This window comes from Hymenobacter armeniacus, from assembly GCF_014699055.1.
Classification (GTDB): domain Bacteria; phylum Bacteroidota; class Bacteroidia; order Cytophagales; family Hymenobacteraceae; genus Hymenobacter; species Hymenobacter armeniacus.
Genome location: NZ_JACXAC010000008.1, coordinates 1 through 17,559, shown reverse-complemented (window position 1 = coordinate 17,559; position 17,559 = coordinate 1). Strand labels below are relative to the sequence as shown.

Sequence of the window (17,559 nt, the reverse complement as noted above, 5' to 3'; positions counted from 1 at the left end):
TGACGCAGCCGTTTCTGGCGCAGCAGGACGTGGCCAAGGGCGGCACGCTGGTGTTTGTGATGGGGGCGCGGCCGATGCGGAAGTAAAGTCGATTATTATCTCCGTTATTCACTACTATGAAAACGCTGTTCTTAATAGTGCTTTTTTGTCTACCGTCTTGGTATTGCAAAGCTGATGAGCCTCGCTTTCAGACCAAGTTCAGCAGCAAGGATGGTCTGTATGAGTTGCGATTACTTGGCACCAGAAAAGACTCTGCCGCCAAGTATGCTGATGAAGTAGGAAGCGCGCTTTATCCGACTGTTAGTAAATGGGCAATGTTTGCTACACAGACGCAGCAGATGCTTTATTTTTTCGAAGACAGCAATGACAACATTGCCCTCAAAACTGCGCTAATCTCTGATAATGGAAATAGGATTGCAGTGCTAGACGACTGGAGTGCCGGAGTGCCCTTTTACAATTACGGTGTCCTCAGTTTCTATGAAAGGGGACATAAAATCAAAGAGTATGTCCTACACGACTTCTTATGTTCCTGCGGTAGTATTTCCTCATCAGTAAGCCACTTTAGTTGGTTAACGAAGTACAGATTCGCTCCTCTGACTAATTCCCTCACTATTTCAACTTACGAGTTAAATACGTTTGTATTTGACGTTACATCAGGCAACCTGCTAAGCAAAAGGCAGGATACTGCTCTTACCACCACGTCAGTTCTTGTATCTGGCCAAGTACAGAAAACATTTTCTCAGCACTACGAACTAACGGTTAGTCAACGAATGCACGGAGTAGTGCCGGAGAACGGTAAAGTTGCGTTTACCAGTCAGAAAAATCTCCGTTCTGGTAACTACTACACATTGTTAATCGATAATGGCCGACGTATCGATGCTCCTGGCCTTTACGAAGATGCCAACCTAAACAGCGGCACATTTGAATACGAGAAAAAACTCCGCCAAGAAGTAGAATCTGCAGGAGGCTTAAAGACACTAACTGCCGACCAAAAAGACTTTTTTCTAGGGATGTCAGGGTGCCCTTGATACCCTTGCTGATTTGCAGTATCAATAAAAAAGCCGCCCGCTCCCCAACCGGAAGCGGGCGGCTTCATTTCCACTCCTGCCGAAACTTACGCCTCGCTCGGTTTCTCCTTGCCGCTGCCGCCGGAGTTGATAATCTTGCGGGCCTGCGTGTAGCCGTCGTAGAGCGGGCGGTCGAGCAGCTTAAATGCTTTCATGTCCTCGTCGAGGGTGCGGAGCTCGTCCATCAGGTCGGCGAGCAGGTCTGCCAGGGCCGCGCCCAAGAGGGTGCGCTCGCTGATGGTTTTGCGCACGGCCGGCTGGACGGTGCGGGAGGTGTCGAGGGCGTCGGTCAGCGGCTCCAGGGCCTTGGGCGTGAGGCCCTGCTTGGCCAGCTCGGGCGCTACGTCGGAACGGGCCCCGCCGCCACCTGCTAGCTTTGCCGCCGCCGCGCCGCCGGCCCGCACCGGCGCCACGCAGGCCGGACGGCCCGCCCACAAGGCCTTGCGCACCAGCCGGGCCCGCATCGCCGGCGAAGGCCGGCCGGTAGCTTTTGCCCCCCGAAACCCTTCTGCTCATCATGCTCCTCGCCACCCTCCGCACCCTCTTCGCCCGCGACCTGGACAAGCTACACCAGGAAATCGGAGCCTATCAAACCGAAGAAGCTCTGTGGCGCACCGCCCCCGGCATCAGCAACTCGGCCGGCAACCTGTGCCTGCACCTGGTGGGCAACCTCAACACCTACATCGGCGCCGAGCTGGGCCGCACCGGCTACATTCGAAACCGGGAGCTGGAGTTCTCGCAGCAAGGCGTTCCGCGCACTGAGCTGGTGGCCCGCATCGATGCGACACGGGCCGTGGTAGCGGCCACCCTCGCCCGGCTGAGCGAGGAGCAGCTGCACCAGCAGTACCCCGTCGTGGTATTCGAAAGCGAGATGACCACAGGGTATTTCCTGGTTCACCTCGCCACTCACCTGGCTTACCACCTGGGCCAAATCAACTACCACCGCCGGTTGGTAGGTGCCTAAGTCCGGCCCGCCCGCGTGCGCGGGGCCGCTACTCGTTCAAGCCCTTCCCGGCCAGAATGCCCGGCGTGCATTTCTCCACCCGCGCCGCCCGCGTTTGGGCCTGCTTGGCCGCCGCAAAATGTAGCAAGTAGGCCCGTTGCCGCCCGGGCGTCAGAGCTGAGAATGCGGTTTGCAGGGCCGGCATTTCGTCCAGCTTCTGCTGAAATTCTGCCGGCACGCCGTAGTCCTCACTCGGCTTGAAAGCCACTTTTTGTCCCGTCTTTTCTATATCAATGGCCTTCCGAACGTAAGCCGCCACCACGGCCTCCCGTTCCTTCACCTCCCGCGGGCTGGCAAACCGCAGCTGGCGCTGTGCCTGCGTGTTCTCCGTTTGCTGAATCAGCAAGCCCTGGGGGTCTTTCAACAAGGCCCCCTTGAGAAACAGCACCGCGCAATACTCCTTAAATGCGTGAATGATGCAGACGTTTCGCCCCTGCAGCGTGTAGCAGGGCACGCCCCACTTCAACTCTTCGGTGAGCCCGGTGGCCAGCACAACCGCGCGCAAATGCGCGAGTTCTTCGAGCCACTTGTGGTTGTTGCTGAAGTAAAAATCAACTGCGGGGTTCATGGTATTCATTGATGGACTTGCGCGAAATGGCCATTCGCCGTGTGTGCTTTCTCAGCTAGAGCCACGCTAAAATAAAGCCGCCCTCCAAATAAGCCACCCCGGCCGCCCAAGCCGCCTCCCGCCCTGCAGGCCAGGGCCCTAGCCGTCGAAACTGGCAGCGTTGAGTAAGTGGCCCAGCCATCGGTTTCGTGCCCACGGCTGCCCAATACCGGCCGCCCCTCTCAGGGCTTTTGGCCCGAGGGTCGTCGATGCTTCCAGCTATACTTTCTTCGCAAAGTGTAATTCTTACCGGATTTGATACCTGCCTTCCAAGTAGCTTGGCCCAAAATCTGCATACGTACTTCCCAGACCAGCGCCAACCCGCATATAGCCTTTTTTAGTTACTCAAGGCCCTTTATCAGCGAGCCACCTACGTATTTACCCGCCTGCTATTCGCCCAGCGCAGCGTGTTGTTCGCCGGTTCTTTCGCATAATTCGTCCTTAAAAACTCCATTTCACGCCTGGAATTCGAATCAAACCGCTACCTTTCTAACATGGAAAGCCGTTTCCGCCTTGGTCGGCATTCTTTTCTATCCTCTTTGCACCCTCCCACCGTGTCCATCGAACTAGAACTCACCGCCCCGCTGGCCCCCGTTTCGCTCGGCTCTGCCCCCCAAACGTTTCCGGCCCGCACCAGCTACGACCACGTCGTGTTGCCCGGCGATTTTCCCGACCCCACCGTCACCAAAATCGGCGACACCTACTGGGCCAGCGCCACCACCGCCGAGTGGGGCGCCATCTTCCCCATCTTCTCTTCCAAAAACCTCCTCGATTGGGAGCTGGTGGGCCACGTCTTCCCCGACCGGCAGCCCGACTGGGCCAGCTCCAACTTCTGGGCGCCCGAGTTTCACCACGAAAACGGCCGCACCTATATGTACTACACCGCCCGCAGCAAGCAGGGCGGCATGCTGTGCGTGGCCGTGGCCAGCGCCGACCGCCCCGAAGGCCCCTACCGCGACCACGGCCCCCTGGTGGGCCAGGCCGCCGGCTCCATCGACGGCTTCGCGATGCCCGACGAACACGGCGACCTTTACCTCGTCTGGAAAGAGGACGGCAACTCCTGCCACCAGGACACCCCCATCTGGGCCCAGCGCCTGAACGACGACCGCACCGCCCTCATCGGCGAAGCCACCGAGCTGTTTGCCAACGACGCTAAGTGGGAAGGCCCCCTCGTGGAAGGCTCGGCCCTGGTGCGCCACAACGGCTGGTTCTACCACTTTTTTGCCGGCAACAGCTGCTGCGGCAAGGGCTGCAACTACGCCACCGGCGTGGCCCGGTCGCGCTCCCTGCTGGGGCCTTGGGAGAAGCACGAGCAAAACCCCATCCTCGACCGCAACGACGTGTGGAAGTGCCCCGGCCACGGCACCGTGACCGAAATGGACGGCCGCTGGTTCCTGCTGCACCACGCCTACCTGGCCGACAGCCACGAGTTCGTGGGCCGCCAGGGCTTGCTTTCTGAGTTCACCTGGAACGAGCAGGAGTGGCCCGAGTTTGTGAACCGCAGCCCCCAGGCCGCCCCCCTCACCGACGTGGCCCGCCTGAACGTGGCCGACGAGTTTGAAGGCGACCAGCTGGGCTTGGAGTGGCAGTGGCCCATCAGCGCCCCCAAGCCCGCCACCGAACTGCGCGGCGGCCAGCTGCATCTCGCCGCCGGCGCCTCGCGCCTGGGCAACCTGGTGGCCCGCCGCACCCACGTGGCCACCTACAAAGCCGCCACCACCCTCGATTTCGCCGCCCTGCCCGCCGACACCTACGCCGGCATCGCCGCCGTGGGCGACCCCTACAACGCCCTCGCCCTCATGGCCGGCAACGGCCAGGTGCAAATCTGGCACGTGAAGAGCGGTCTGCAGCAGTGCCTCGCTCAGGTCTTCCTCGACGCGCCCTGTGACACGCTCAGCCTGCGCCTCGAAGTGTGGGGCGGCCAGCGCTACCGCTTCGCCTTCAGCACCGACGGCGCCACTTGGCAGCCCCTGCCCACCGAGAGCTTCTCGCTCAATGGCACCTACCTTCCGCCCTGGGACCGCGGCGTGCGCGTGGCCCTGGTGGCCCAGGGCGCCGAAGGCAACACGGCGGCGTTCAACAATTTGATTATCCGCAACAAGCGGTAGGCAACCATGCCATGCAAAAAGCCCGGCTGTCCTCACGGATGGCCGGGCTTTTTCGTGTGCGTCGTTGGTGTAGAGACGCGTATTCGCGTCTCGTCGTTGAACGGCCGGGACTGCGCCGTTTGGGTATCGTTCAAGCGTTATCGTTCAACGTTGAGACGCGAATACGCGTCTCTACCCCTGCCCGAAAACAGCAACGCCCGGCACATCGGTGTCGGGCGTTACTGTTTATTCAATATGGCGGCTACTAGCGACGGTGCTTCTTCGATTTGCTTTTCGACTTGGAAGGCGAACTCTTTTTAGCGGAAGACTTGTGCGAGGTGCTCTTTTTGGAAGAAGCCTTGCTCTTGCTGCTCTTCGATTTCGACTTGCTGGACTTGGCGTGCGACTCCGACTTGGCCTTGTGCTTGGATTTGCTCGACTTGCTCTTGCTGCTCGACGACGACTTGTGGGATTTCGACTTGCTTGACTTGCTCGACTTGCTGCTGTGCGACGACTTATGCGACGACTTGTGCGACTTCGACTTGCTGCTGTGGCTGCGCGAGGAGTGGCGGGCGGCGCGGCGGGCTTCGGCGCGGGCCTCGGCCCGGGCTTCTTCGCGGGCTTCTTCGCGGCGGGCGGCGGCGCGGCGGGCGGCCAGGGCCTCGGCGTGGCGGGCCTCGTAGCTGCGGGCGGTGCGGGCCGTGAGGGTGGCTTCTTCGCCGGCTTCCTCGTTATGGGCGGTGGCGTCGGTTTCGGGCGAGGCGGTGCTTTCGTCGGCGGCAGCCTTGGGCGCTTCGGCCACTATTTTCTTCCGGCGCACCGGCATCAGGAAGTCTCGCTCGGCGCGCTCGCGCAGGCTCAGGTTTTCCTCACCGGGAAGCTTCGTGACGGGGGTTTGAACGCCATTTTGGGCTTGGGCGCTGCCCCACGTGAGCAGCAGCGAAAGGAAGACAAATAGGTGTTTCATAAACGAATAACGTAATTTCAACGGAAGACAAAGCTACACCGCACCCCGGTTAAATGCAAGGCCATAGTGGTTTTAAACGCGGTGAAGCCCCTTTCTGCGTTCCAACGGCCTATTTCGCCCGATTAACGGACTGAGGAGCTATTCGAACCCGCATGCCGGCCGAATGCGCCGAAAACTCCGGCGCGTAGAGGCACTGCACCTGGCTGAGCCCGCCCGAAAAGTCGCCCGCCTGGCTCACCCGCAGCCGGTACTCGAACACGTGTGTGCCGCGCGGCACGGCGCCCAGAAAGAAGTTGGTGGCCGCGTCGCGCGGCGACTCATAATAGCCCAGTCCGTTCTGGTAGCGGTAGCCGCTGAGCTGGCCAATAGGCTCCAGACCGGCGGCGCGCTGGTCTTTCAGGTGCACGTATTCCAGCTCGCGGTCGGTGCGCATCACCAGGCGCACCACCAGCACGTCGCCCACGGCCAGGGGCGCGGCGGCCGTGAGCTTTTCCAGCTGCGGCCCGCCCGCCGACGACACTTCGCGGTAGAGCTGGCGCTCCAGGCTGAGCGGCGTGGCGGCGGGCGTCACCTTGTCGAGGTCTTCGAAGTACTGCCAGTAGAGGGCGCCCCAGGCCACGCCGGCGTCGGGCTTGGCCACCGTGACTTTGCCCTGCGCGGGCAGCACCGCGGCCGCCAGCCAGCTGGTTTTGAAGTAGCCGGTGCCGGCCTGGGCCGCTTCGGGCTTGAGTGCCTGGCCGCCCACCGTCACTTGCAGCGGCTGGGCGGGCGCCAGCCAGTCGGAGCCGCGCAGCAGCAGGGCGTAGCAGGCGTCGGCGGTGGCGCGGGTGCTTTCCCAGCTGTGGGTTTGCTTTTGCTTGAGCAGCCACAGCTTCAGCTCGTCCACGGATTGTTGGTCGTGGTTGATTTCGTCGAAGGCCTCGATGAGCGTGGCTTGGGTTTCGGTGGGGGCTTCGCGCCAGTAGTAGCCGCCGCGCACTTCCTTCCAATACATACCCAGCTCGGGCGAGTGCAGGGCGTTTTCGGCCAGCGCCCGCATGATTTCCCGAGGGGCCGGGCCCCCGGTCTTTTCGCGCGTCAGGCTCAGCGCAATCAAGGCTTGCAGGTAGCGCGTTTGGGCGGGCCAGTGCTTGGCCGCCTGCTCGTGGTAGTAGCTGTAGGCGTCCTTGGCGCCGGTGGCAATGGGCAACTGGCGCCAGAAGCTGCGGGCGTAAAGCGCCTGAATCTGCAGGTCGCCCAGGTGGTTTTCGGCCAGTTTCACGCCTTTCTGGCGGCGCAGCTCGGCGTAGTCGCGGGCGGTGGCGGCGTCGAGGTAGCGCAGGGCGCTTTGCAATAGCGCCTGGGCGGTAGGTTCGGTGCGGGCATCGAAAGCCCCCAGCTTCTGCAGCTTGCCGAAGCCGGCCACGATGAGCTGGGTGATGTAGCGGTCGGCGGGCATCTGCTCAAACCACGGAAACGCGCCGTCGGGCAGCTGCATTTTTTGGAGCTTGAGCAGGGCGCGGCTGGTTTCGGCTTTCAGGCGGGTTTCATCGAACAGTTCGGTCAGGCGGGCCAGGCGCTCAGTTTCGCTTTGGGCATCGCGCACCCAGGGCGTTTCCTGCAGCAGCAAATTTTTGAGCTCCTGGTTCTGGGCCAGCTTGCTGGCGAGGGCGTTGCGCTGGGCGGCCGTGCCGCTTTGGGCCTGGCGCGTCCACTCGGCCAGCACGGTTTTGAAGCGCGGGTTGGATTTGAGAATCTGGGCGGCCAGCAGGTTGGCGTAGAGGCGGCTGAATACCTGCTCGGAGCATTCGTAGGGGTACTCCATGAGGTAGGGCAGGCTTTGCACCGCATACCAGGCCGGGTTGGCCGTCATTTCCAGCGTCAGGCTGTAGTTGCGGCGCGTGGGGCTGCTGGTGCTAGTGAGCTTTTGCAACTCGAAGGTGCGCGTGCCTGGCCCCACCATGGGCAGCGGCAGGCTTTCGGTTATTAATATCCTATTCGGCAGAACCGAGAGCGTATTTTCCTCACCATCTGAGAAAGTGAGCGACATGTGCTTTTTGCGTTCCTCAGCAGTTATTTTCTTGTACTTAACCTTTCCATTTGGTTTCTGTCCTACCGCACGGTATCCCACATTAAGCGGAGTGGGGCCTATATCCACTGCTGACGTTACCACCACCCGGTACGTCACCGCCGCCGGCGCAAAATCCGCCGGCAGGCTGATTTCCCAGCCCAGCGCGGCGCTCTGGTGCGCAGCGGCCGACACCGGCTGCTGCACCGGGCCTTTCAGCAGCTGGGCGGTGAGGTCCTGGCCGGTGGCGGCATCCAGCAGAAACAGCTGGGCCGTGCCACTGGTGGCGTGGTCGGTCAGGTTCGAGAACTTGGCGGGGAAGGTGAAGGTGTCGCCCTGTCGGAAAAAGCGCGGCGCGTTGGGCGTAATCTGGATTTCCTTTTGCGTCACGAGCTGGCGGGCCAGCTGGCCGCTGTGCAGGTTTTTGTCGTGGGCCAGGGCCAGCAGCTGCCAGCGCGTCACCGCCTCGGGCATCTGGAATTCGAGCACCACGTCGCCGTTTTTGTCGGTGTGCAGGGCCGGCTGCCACAGGGCCGTTTCGCGGAAATCGGAGCGGGTGGGCACGGTGCTGAGGTCGGGAGCGGCCGGCGCGGGGGCCGGGGCCATGCTCGCATTGCCGCGAAGCATGATGCGCTGGGAATTTACCACCCCGCCGGCATTGCCGGCCATGGCCCTGTCAGCAGCCATCGGCGCCGGCATCGCGGCGGCCGTATACGTCTTGTTTTCCACTACTTCTTCCACCACCGTGTGTAAGCCACTGTCACGCTGCGGGCGGCCCGCTTCGCTGAAGTAGTCGGCATGAGTCCGCAGCACGGGGTACTCAATGGGGTAATCCCGGCCAGTGTCGGTGGGCGCGAAGAGCGGAACCGCATTCAGCATCTGGTAAAAAACCTGCCAGCCGAAACGGGTCTGGTAGTACCCATCCCAGAACGCCAACCCTGTGAAGTGGTGCGGCCGAAAAATGTCCAGGCTTTGGTCGTAGAGCGTGGCGAGCAGCTCGGCATCGGCCGCCTTGCCGTTGGCTTGGCGGATGGTCACGCGCCACGTTTCCTGCTGGCCGGGCTGCAGCTTGTTGCGGAAAGTGGCAATGGACAGCTGCAGCGGCTGGGGCTTCTCCGTCACTTGCACCGTGGCATCGTGGCGGTACACCACGTTGTCGCGCGTTTGGGTGGTGTGGATGAACAGCGGGCCGTTGGCCGTGGCCGGGCCGCTGGGCAGCGTGAGGCGGCGCTGTTCGTTGGCGTTCAGCGTCAGCCACTCCTGCCGCAGCAGCTGGCCGTCGCGGTCTACTTCGAGCAGGAGGTGGCCGCCGGCCGCACCGCCGCCCACCAACACGGTGGCGGGCTGGCCCGGGGCCACGGTGTCGGCCAGCGTCACAAACCAGTCGGGCGTGGCGAAAGGCACGGTGGCGACCTGCGAGTCGTAGAGCGTAAAATCGAACTGCGTCCGCGCCGAGTCGGCGCCGGCCGCCACGGCTTCGAGGCGGTAGCGGCCCGTGGGCACCTCGGCCACCAGCGCGCCCAAGGCCAGTTGCGCCCCGGCGTTGGTGTCGAAAGGAGCGGTTTTGAGTACCGCCGACTTCGTTTCGTTTTCGGCCGTTTCCGGCGCCGGGCCGGGCACGCCGGGCGGGTTTGGGCGGTAGCGCAGGGCGCGGAGGCGCAGCGTGCCGGTGGCGGGCACGGGTTCGCCGGTGGCGTTGGTGGCCAGCAGCGTCACAACGGGCAGGCGCTGCTTGTCGGCCATGTTCGGCCCGGTAAGTTGCAGGCGGATGGGGTTGCGGCCGATGGGAAAGGCCCGGGTGCCCGTGCGGGTTTCGCCGGCCGCATCGGTCACGTCGGCCGTGATTTCGAACAGGTAGCCGGGCTCCCAGCCCCGACGCCCCTGCGCGGGCGGCACCAGCGGCGGCGTAAACGTGATGCTGAACCGGCCCTCGCCGTCGGTGAGGGTGCGGCCGTGCGCAATTTCCTGCGCGCCGCGGCTGCCGCCGGGCAGGTAGCCGCCGCGCGAGCCGTACACAAGGTCGAACAACGGAAACAACTCGCGGCGCGTGACGCGGTAGCTCACCGCGGCGCCGTCGGTGGCTTGCCCGGCGTAGGCGCGGGCCCGGCCGCCCAGGGTGAGCGGCTGGCCCAGCTGCGGCCGGCCGGGCACCGAGTCGAGCGTGACCAAAAAGGTGGGCCGCTTGTAGTCTTCCACCGCGAAGCTGGTGCTGCCGTATTCGGTTCGCAGCATCATCTGGCCGTTGAGCAGGCCCGTGGGCAGGACTAATGAGCCGTTGAAGCTGCCGTAGTCGGAAGTGGTGAAGGGCAGGGTTTGCACGGGCTGGCCGTTCACGTCCATTAGCCCAACCACCAGCGGCTGTTTGGCTAGCAAGCGCGCTTTAGCGCCCAGGCTCTCGGTGAGAATGCCCTTGAAATACACCGTTTGGCCGGGGCGATAAATCGCACGGTCGGTGAACAGAAAAACGTGTCGCTGCGCCACGGGCCCCGAGAGAGTGCCGGGCCGGTAGTAGCTGCCACCGCCGTTTAGCTGCAGCGTGTCGGGGCCGCGCCAGGCCCGGGTCCACAGCATGCGCTCGGTCCGGCCCTTGGCCGTGGCGGGCAGGGGCAGCGTCACGATGCCGTTGGCATCGGTTTGCAGTACTTCGCTGGTAATCGTGAAATCTTTGGGCGGCGCGGCTTCATACACCCGCGTCGTGGCCTGCACCGGCAAGCCCGCCAACGGTGCGCCCGTTTGGCGGTGCATCAGCAGCAAGCGCAACGCTCCGGTTGTGGCATCGCGCTGGTTCACGGCGCTCAGCTCGCTGGCGCCCAGCAGGGCATAGCTCGTCACTGCCCCCGGCCGTTCTTCTGTGGGCCGGGTGGCCTGGTTGCTGACGACTACCAGGTAGTACCCCGCCGGCACAGCCGCCCCGGCCACGGCCAGTTTCTGCTCTTTGTAGTCCGGCGGCGCGGCCACCGACATGGCCCACGTCGCGACAGGCGCTTCCTTCAATGCGCGAGCGTAGCGCTGCCCGAACGAGCGCTGCAGCGGGTCGTATTCGTAAGACTGCTGCCACTGCTTCAGCGAAATGCGGTAGGCCCAGGCGTATAGCTGGGTCACGTTGCGGGCCGTCACGTCCAGCCGCCACGGCTGGTTGGGCACCACAATGCCCGCCGCCGAAAACGTCAGCTCGGGGCGTTCAAGGTCCGCGCGCAGCGCCCGGGCCCGCGCCGCGCCGCGCGACTTCGGAAACCGCGCTTCGGCCTCCCGGGCCAGGCGCACGGCGGCCACGTTGTCGCCGGCTTCGCGCGCGGCTTCGGCGCGTCGGGCCATAAACTCGGTGCTGATGGGCAACGCTTTGTACGTATCGGCCATGCGCACCAGCGCGGGTACGTACTGGGCGGAGAGACCGGTGTTCTGGGTGAGGCCGTGCAGGTAGTCGAGGCGGCTCAGGTCCACGTCGGCCAGCGCGGCCGGGTTTTGCGGGGCCAGCTGCTGGCGCGAGGCCGTGAGGCGCTGCAGCAGGTGTAGCGCGTGCAGCGTGCCGTTGAGCGAGTCGCCGTCGGGCGCCAGCAGGCGCAGGGCCGCAAACTCGGCCGCCGTCCCAAACAGCCCCGGCTCGGTGGGCTGAAACTGCTGCTCGGGCCGGGTGATGTACAGCTCCTGGTTCTTCAGGCCTTCGATGGCGCGCTGGGCCAGCAGGTCGTAGAGCGTGGGGCGCAGGGCGCGGCCCTCGGCGTCGCCCCCCGCGGCGAGGTCGCCCAACTGGGCCAGGGTGGTTTTCAGCTGGCGCTGGGGCTCGTCTTCCACCGACTGGTAGTAGTGCCGCACAATGGCCGCGCCCAGCCGGCCCATGTCCCAGGTGGCCAGGCCCGTGCCGGCATCGGCGCTGGGGCCGGTGCTGGGGGCGGCGCCGGCCGTGCGCTGGTAGAGGCGGTAGCGGTTCTGGTTGAGGTATTGGGTGTAGAGCTCGGCCAGCAGCGAATGCAGGATGGGCCGGGCCGGGAAGGTGGCCGTCCAGGCTTCGGCTTCGAGCAGGGCAATGGATTTCTCGACGTCGTCTTCCTCTTTGGCCTGCAGCAGGCGGACTTTGTAGAGCAGCGCCCGCACGTACTGGGGGCTGTTGCCTTCTTTTTTGGCTTGGGCATACAGGGCCTGCACCAGCGGGGCGGCCGTGGCCGTTTGGCCCTTGGCCAGCAGCCCGTCAATTTTTTTCCAGCGGGCCGCATACGGGCCGGGCGGCGTGGGCGCCGCCGAATCGGCGCTCAGAATGGCCGCAAACAGCAGCAGAAACAACAGGGAAAGGCGCATAAACAAAATAACAAGCTGAACCGGTAGCGCCTTAAAGATGCCCGCCGCTCAATTATTGCACAGCGCCGGCGTTGCAACCTTTTTTTCACCGTCTACATCCTCGTAGCTCACGAGTTACGTGCGTAGCTTTGCCTGCATTTTTCATCTTTAACTCTTTCATTCTTTTCTCTTTTACCACTCCTTTTTTCTATGAAAAACTTGCTTACTCTGTGTGCCCTCACGGCTGCCATGGCCGGGGCGGCTACCTCCGCCCACGCCCAGGCCGCCATCGAGTTTGGTCCCCGGCTGGGCCTCAACATTTCGACCGTGAAGGAAAGTGGCGTGCCCGCCGGCCAGTTCAGCCAGGAAACCAAGTCCATTGTGGGCGTGCAGGTGGGCGCCACCCTCAACGTGGGCATCAACGACAACTTCTCGTTCCAGCCCTCGCTGCTGTTCTCGCAGAAGGGTGCCGAATTTGTGGGGTCATTCGACTTCGCCGACAACCCTCCCTACAAAACGTCAATCAAGGTGACGGCCACGCCCAAAATCAACTACCTGGAGCTACCCCTGAACTTCGTGTACACCTTCGGCGGCCACGACGGCTTCCAGGTGTTTGCCGGCCCCTACGCGGCGCTGGGCGTGAGCGGCAGCGGCTCGGCCAAAGGCACCATCGAAACCAACGACCCCGACCTAATAGCCGCCGGCGCCACGGGCTCGTTCCCAGCCTCGCTCAAGGTAGAGTTTGGCGACCAGCAGAACGACAACGCCAACAACAACAGCACGTCCAACACCCTCTCGGCCACCGTCACGGTGCGGCGCTTCGACGCCGGCCTCAACGCCGGCGTGGGCTACCGCGTGGGGCCGTTTCAGGCGCAGCTGGGCTACGGCCTGGGCCTGGTCAACTTCGTGCCCAAAGACACCGACGGCAACGACACCGGCAGCAAGAGCTACAACCGCGTGCTGCAGCTTTCGGCCAACTACTTCTTCGGCGGCAAATAGGCTTGCCCGCTCAAAACATCAAAAAGCCCCACTCCGGTCCTGCCGAAGTGGGGCTTTTTGATGGAGAAGAAAAACGAAAGGAGGCTTAGGCGGCGCTCACGTTGCTGGCCGGCACGCCGTTGCCCACGAGTACGGCTTCGGCCTGGGCAATGTGGCGCTGAATGTGCACCACCATGAACTCGAGCTGGTCGGTGAGGCGGAAGAGCAGCAGCGGAAAAATGGCGTTCGGAATCCGGATGGCGTTGGCGTTTACCTGCCGGGCCAGCAGCACGAGGCGCAGCAATTCGTCAATCTGGCGGCTGAACACCTCGGCCACGGTGCGCGGCAGGCGCGTGCCGGTGGGCGCGTAGCGCTGCGGCGACTCGTAGGTTTTGACGCTGGCGGGCGTGCGCATGGCCTCGATGAAACGCCGCCCGAAGTAACCCGATTTCACGGTGGGCGCGGGCTTCGAGCCGCGGGCCTGGGCCTTGGCAATGCGCGCCGCAATGCTGGGCAAGTAGTAGCCGCCCACGATGTTGAGGTGTTCGAGGCACTGGCCGGCGCTCCAGCGGCTGGGGCTGGGCCGGCGGTTGAGCTCCTCGGCGCTCAGGGGCCGAAAGCGCTGCTGCGCCACCACCCGCAGCACCAGCAGGTCGTTGGTGAGTTGGTCAAAAAAATCGGAGGTGGCGCGAACGACAGCGGGCATGGGCGCGGGGGCTAACAAGCCGTAAACATACAATTTAGCAATTGATTCCGAACGGTTTTCTGCGCAATGGCATGCGCCATGGCGGGGCAATTAACTGCCGTTCGGTATCTTGGCCTCATGCTTCAACACCGGATTTTAGGAACTAGTGCACTTGCGGGCCTGCTGACGCTGGCCCTCTCCCCCGCCCGAGCCCAGGCCGTGCCCAACCCCGGCGAGCGAGTCGAGAGCCTCATCACCTTCGGAGCGCAGTCGGACAAGCAGTGGGGCGACGACGACTTTAGCCAGACCTTTTTCTTCCTCATCCCGGAAAAGCAGCGCACGCCCGTGTACATCCGCGTGTTCGACCCCGACTGCGGCGGCAAAAATGACGACCTAAAAGGCCCGGCCAACACCACCACGTCGTTCAGCCTCTACGGCGGCCCGGGCACCTTCAGCGGCCCGCAGGCCCGCGACCCGCGCCCCACCAGCCCCACGCCCCCCGGCCGCCTGCTCAAGAGCGTCACCTTCGGGCAGGATGCGAAGTACGACGGCAAGTGGTACACCTTCGGCCCGCTCAACCCGCTGGAAGGCGAGATGGTGGACGAGTTCAAAGGCCACGTGTTCAAACTGGTGGCCCGAGGAATGAGCGGCAACGACGGCAACCTGTACCGCTACTTTTTCAGCACCAGCCCCACCGAAAACGTGTCGGTCGAAGGCGGCAATGCCTTCACCTACGAGTATTGCTTCCGGTTGCCGGCCACGGCCAGCAAAACCACCGTGCACCTCTACCCTTTCGTGAACGACAAGGTGGTGAGCATCAAGCAAAGCAATTTCGACGTGGACAATGCCGCTTCGCTCAACGTGTTCAGCATTGCCAAAAATGGCCAGCCCGGCGCCATGAGCGGCGATGGCGTGTGGACCAGCAGCACGCTGCCCATTGCCGACAAAGAGCACGGCCTCAGCCTCGACTTTCGCCTGACCTCAACCAAGCCCGCTCCCAACGACATGGTGCTGTACGTCACCGACCAGTACGATACGGCCCTGCCCTTCTTCGCCATCCCGCTGGGCGGCCCGCCGCGCTATCAGTACGATGTGAAGGTGAAGGTGCACCGGTAAACAGTGAGGTGGCAAGCAAAAGGAACGTCATGCTGAGCGCAGTCGAAGCATCTCTACCGCGAGAGTAAATAATTACTCCAGCACGCGAGATGCTTCGGCTGCGCTCAGCATGACGTTCTGTTTCTCCCCTCCTACCCAAGGCCTCCCCTATTCGTCGGCTTCGCCGTCGCGGCCGGCATTGCGGCGGGGGGCGCCGTGGTCGGCGGCTTCGTCGTCGCCCTGGCCGGAGCGGTTTTCCTGGCGGGCCTGCTGGCCGTAGTTCTGGGCGCGGTCTTCGCTGCGCTGCTCGCCCTGGGCGGGCGAGCCGGCGTTGCTGCCCGGCTGGCTGTCGTCGTAGGCATCGTTGTAGGAGCCGCCGCGCGAGCCAACGCCCTGGCTGGCATCGCCGCGGTTGGCCTGTTCCTGCACGTAGCCGTTGCGGTCGTCGCCGGTGGCAAAGTCGGGAGTTTGGCGGGGCTGCTCGCGGCCACGGTCGGCATAGCCTAGGCTGCTGGCGGGACGCTCGCCGCGGTCGTCGGCAGCGGCAGGGGCGTGGGCGGCGTAGCTGGGGTTATGGGCATCGGGGCGGCCTTGCTTGTCGGTGCCGCCCGGCGTGGGCAGGTAGTCTTCGGTTTGGTTGCGGTGCTCGCCGGTGGGCTGGGTGCTGCTGCCGGCGGTGCCGCGCAACGAGGTATGGCCGTAGTCGGGCGCGAAGCCGGTATCGGTGGGGCTCTGGGCCGAGCCGTTGTCTACCTGGCGGGCGCTGTTGGCATCGGCGCGGTCGGGCTGGTTGCGGTTGTCGCCGTTGGGGCCGGCATACTCGCCGCCCCGCACTTGGCCGCTGCTAGCCGCCGGGCCACCGGAGGCGCTGGCCAGCACGGGCCCGCGCTCGAAGCCGTACTCGGAACGGGTGTCGGGGCGTTCGTCGCGGCCGTCATACGTGCGGTAAGCGTTTAGGTCGCCGGAGCCGGGGCGCACATTGCCTTCGCCATAATACTGAGCATCGGCGGGACCCTGGTGCTCGGTGATGCCTTCCCGAAACTGGTTGCCGAAGCCGCCGTGGGTGGTGCCCTGCTGGCTTTGCACGCCAAACTCGCCGCGGTTGGGGTCGCTGTCTTGGTTGTCGCGGCGGGCTTGGTCGCGGTAGCTGTCCTGGGTGCTGTTGCTGAAATTGCCGCCGTAGGTGTCGCCGGGCGTGAGGTCGGCGGGGTCGGCTTCCTTGTTTTCCTGCGGGCGCGGGTTGGCTTCCACGGCGCCCTGGCCCACGCCGGTTTCGGCATCGGCCAGCGACTCGCTCGACGCCGGCGCGCCGGGGCTGCTGATGTCGGGCGTGCCCGGGTTGGGGGTGCCGGTATGGGGCGGGCCGCCGGGAATGCCCACGCCCGCACCGGGGGCGGTGTGGCGGGCGGCTGTGTTGCCTATCGGCCCGTCGATGCGGTTGCCCGCAATGTCGTTGGATTCGGTGTTGAGGTTGAGCGCTTCGTTTTCCATGGGGCTGGCGGGGCGGGAACAGGTGAAGAATAAACTGCTCGTCTATACGCGGCGATTAACCCGTTGTTTTCCCAGCCCCTCGGCAAAGGGTAGCCCTGGCGCGGCGTTCGGCGCGGCAATTTTACCTTTGCCGGGCCTGGGCCCGTGTGGCGCGCTGGCGGCCAACTCGCCACCGGCGCCCTACGTTATGCCAAGGCCCGTTATTTACCCCATTCATACACTCATGCTCACCGGCACCGTTAAATTTTTCGACGACACCAAAGGCTTCGGCTTCATCGTCGCCGACGACAACCAGGAAGAAATCTTTGTGCACCAAACCGGCCTCATCCACGAAATTCAGGAAGGCGACCGGGTGCAGTTCAACATTAAAGCCGGCAAAAAAGGCCCCAACGCCGTGGAGGTTACCCGCATCGTGTAAGCCAATGACCCTATCTGTAAGCAACAAAGCCGGTCTGCGCACTGCAGACCGGCTTTGTTGTTGAAGCCAAACGCTACTTCTTGGCCTCGTGCCTGGCCACGCGCACGCCCACGGCCATGAGGCCGGGCAGCTGGTCCTGGCGCATGTACTGCTCCAAGGTGAGGGTGTAGTTGCCGGGCTTGGCAAAGCGCTGGTTGGGCAGGGCCAGCAGCTGCATGTCGTAGATGTCGCCGGTGCCGCTGCCCTTGGGCTCGCCGGTTTTGGGGTCCATCAGCAGCATCTGGTGCAGCATCGGCTGGCCCACAGGGCCGGCCGGGCCCACCAGCGTATGCTTCACGTACAGGTTGTAGTAGCCGTAGCTGGAGGCATGCCGCACGTTGAAATACACATCGTAGCGCGCCGCCGTGTCCTCTATGGCAAACGTAAACGCCGGCTTCTGCTGCACGTCCCAGGAGTAGTTGGCGAAGTCCGTGTTCTGCTCGAACACCCGGTTGGGGTCGCAGGCGGTGAGCGCGCACAGTAGCCCGGCGGCCACGGCCGCGCGGATAGCAAAGCGGTGATTCATGCAAATAGCGGGCATTCGGTAATCAAGCAGAGAAATTACGCACCGGCCGGTGCGGGTGCGGGCCCAGCCGCGGCGCCGCCCTCACCGGCCGGGCCGCGGCCACCGCGGCGGTTGCGGCCACCGCGGCCCTCCCGGCGTTCGCCACCTTCGCGGCGCTCGCCGCCCTCAGCGTGGGGCTCCGAGCCTTCGCGCCGGGGGCGAGGCTCGCCGCTTTCGGCTGCGGGGCGGCGGTTGCGGCCGCCCTCGGGGCGTGCCTCGCCGGGGGCGCCCCCGGGGG

The 17,559-nt window shown here is 64.1% G+C and carries 14 protein-coding genes; 6 read left to right on the top strand and 8 right to left on the bottom strand.

Translation table 11 applies throughout. From position 1 onward, the window contains the following. The first annotated feature begins 116 nt into the window (after positions 1 to 116). Positions 117 to 1,028, top strand: coding sequence for a hypothetical protein (locus IC234_RS20790; protein WP_190928525.1), 912 nt, complete (start codon positions 117 to 119; stop codon positions 1,026 to 1,028). Positions 1,029 to 1,114: 86 nt separating this feature from the next. Here the strand turns inward: IC234_RS20790 and IC234_RS20785 are convergent, their stop codons facing one another. Beyond that, positions 1,115 to 1,531: a hypothetical protein gene (locus IC234_RS20785; protein WP_190928523.1), complete on the bottom strand. Its 417-nt coding sequence runs from the start codon at positions 1,529 to 1,531 to the stop codon at positions 1,115 to 1,117. Between the two features lie 53 nt (positions 1,532 to 1,584). Here IC234_RS20785 and IC234_RS20780 point away from each other — a divergent pair, with 53 nt between their 5' ends. Next, positions 1,585 to 2,031, top strand: a complete 447-nt coding sequence (locus IC234_RS20780; protein WP_190928521.1) for a DinB family protein — start codon at positions 1,585 to 1,587, stop codon at positions 2,029 to 2,031. Between the two features lie 28 nt (positions 2,032 to 2,059). Here IC234_RS20780 and IC234_RS20775 read toward each other — a convergent pair whose 3' ends face one another. Next, on the bottom strand, positions 2,060 to 2,638 hold the full coding sequence (locus IC234_RS20775; protein ID WP_190928519.1) for a YdeI/OmpD-associated family protein: 579 nt from the start codon (positions 2,636 to 2,638) through the stop codon (positions 2,060 to 2,062). 593 nt (positions 2,639 to 3,231) lie between these two features. Between IC234_RS20775 and IC234_RS20770 the strand changes: the two genes are divergently transcribed. After that, positions 3,232 to 4,785 (top strand): family 43 glycosylhydrolase, encoded by a 1,554-nt coding sequence (locus tag IC234_RS20770; RefSeq protein ID WP_190928517.1) that lies wholly within the window; start codon positions 3,232 to 3,234, stop codon positions 4,783 to 4,785. A gap of 244 nt (positions 4,786 to 5,029) precedes the next feature. On the opposite strand, the gene IC234_RS20765 is transcribed toward IC234_RS20770, so the two are convergent. Both IC234_RS20765 and IC234_RS20760 read right to left on the bottom strand, forming a co-directional pair. Next, on the bottom strand, positions 5,030 to 5,731 hold the full coding sequence (locus tag IC234_RS20765) for a hypothetical protein (protein WP_190928515.1): 702 nt from the start codon (positions 5,729 to 5,731) through the stop codon (positions 5,030 to 5,032). Between the two features lie 109 nt (positions 5,732 to 5,840). After that, positions 5,841 to 12,071, bottom strand: coding sequence for an alpha-2-macroglobulin family protein (locus tag IC234_RS20760; protein WP_190928513.1), 6,231 nt, complete (start codon positions 12,069 to 12,071; stop codon positions 5,841 to 5,843). 189 nt (positions 12,072 to 12,260) lie between these two features. Here IC234_RS20760 and IC234_RS20755 point away from each other — a divergent pair, with 189 nt between their 5' ends. Beyond that, the gene (locus IC234_RS20755; RefSeq protein WP_190928511.1) at positions 12,261 to 13,049 is read left to right on the top strand and encodes a porin family protein; all 789 of its coding nucleotides are present in this window, start codon (positions 12,261 to 12,263) and stop codon (positions 13,047 to 13,049) included. 85 nt (positions 13,050 to 13,134) lie between these two features. On the opposite strand, the gene IC234_RS20750 is transcribed toward IC234_RS20755, so the two are convergent. Beyond that, on the bottom strand, positions 13,135 to 13,734 hold the full coding sequence (locus IC234_RS20750) for a DinB family protein (protein ID WP_190928509.1): 600 nt from the start codon (positions 13,732 to 13,734) through the stop codon (positions 13,135 to 13,137). Positions 13,735 to 13,851: 117 nt separating this feature from the next. Here IC234_RS20750 and IC234_RS20745 point away from each other — a divergent pair, with 117 nt between their 5' ends. Then, a complete protein-coding gene (locus IC234_RS20745; RefSeq protein ID WP_190928507.1) occupies positions 13,852 to 14,829 on the top strand; it encodes a hypothetical protein in 978 nt (325 codons plus the stop codon). A gap of 147 nt (positions 14,830 to 14,976) precedes the next feature. Here the strand turns inward: IC234_RS20745 and IC234_RS20740 are convergent, their stop codons facing one another. Beyond that, positions 14,977 to 16,299 carry a hypothetical protein gene (locus IC234_RS20740; RefSeq protein ID WP_190928505.1) on the bottom strand — a complete coding sequence of 441 codons (1,323 nt, stop codon included), beginning with the start codon at positions 16,297 to 16,299 and terminating at the stop codon, positions 14,977 to 14,979. A 223-nt stretch (positions 16,300 to 16,522) separates the two neighbouring features. Here IC234_RS20740 and IC234_RS20735 point away from each other — a divergent pair, with 223 nt between their 5' ends. Next, positions 16,523 to 16,717 (top strand): cold-shock protein, encoded by a 195-nt coding sequence (locus IC234_RS20735; RefSeq protein WP_190928503.1) that lies wholly within the window; start codon positions 16,523 to 16,525, stop codon positions 16,715 to 16,717. Between the two features lie 73 nt (positions 16,718 to 16,790). Here the strand turns inward: IC234_RS20735 and IC234_RS20730 are convergent, their stop codons facing one another. Next, positions 16,791 to 17,282 (bottom strand): gliding motility lipoprotein GldH, encoded by a 492-nt coding sequence (locus tag IC234_RS20730; protein WP_190928501.1) that lies wholly within the window; start codon positions 17,280 to 17,282, stop codon positions 16,791 to 16,793. Between the two features lie 35 nt (positions 17,283 to 17,317). Further along, the coding region (locus IC234_RS21960) for a hypothetical protein (protein ID WP_223827823.1) at positions 17,318 to 17,559 on the bottom strand (242 nt) is incomplete at its 5' end.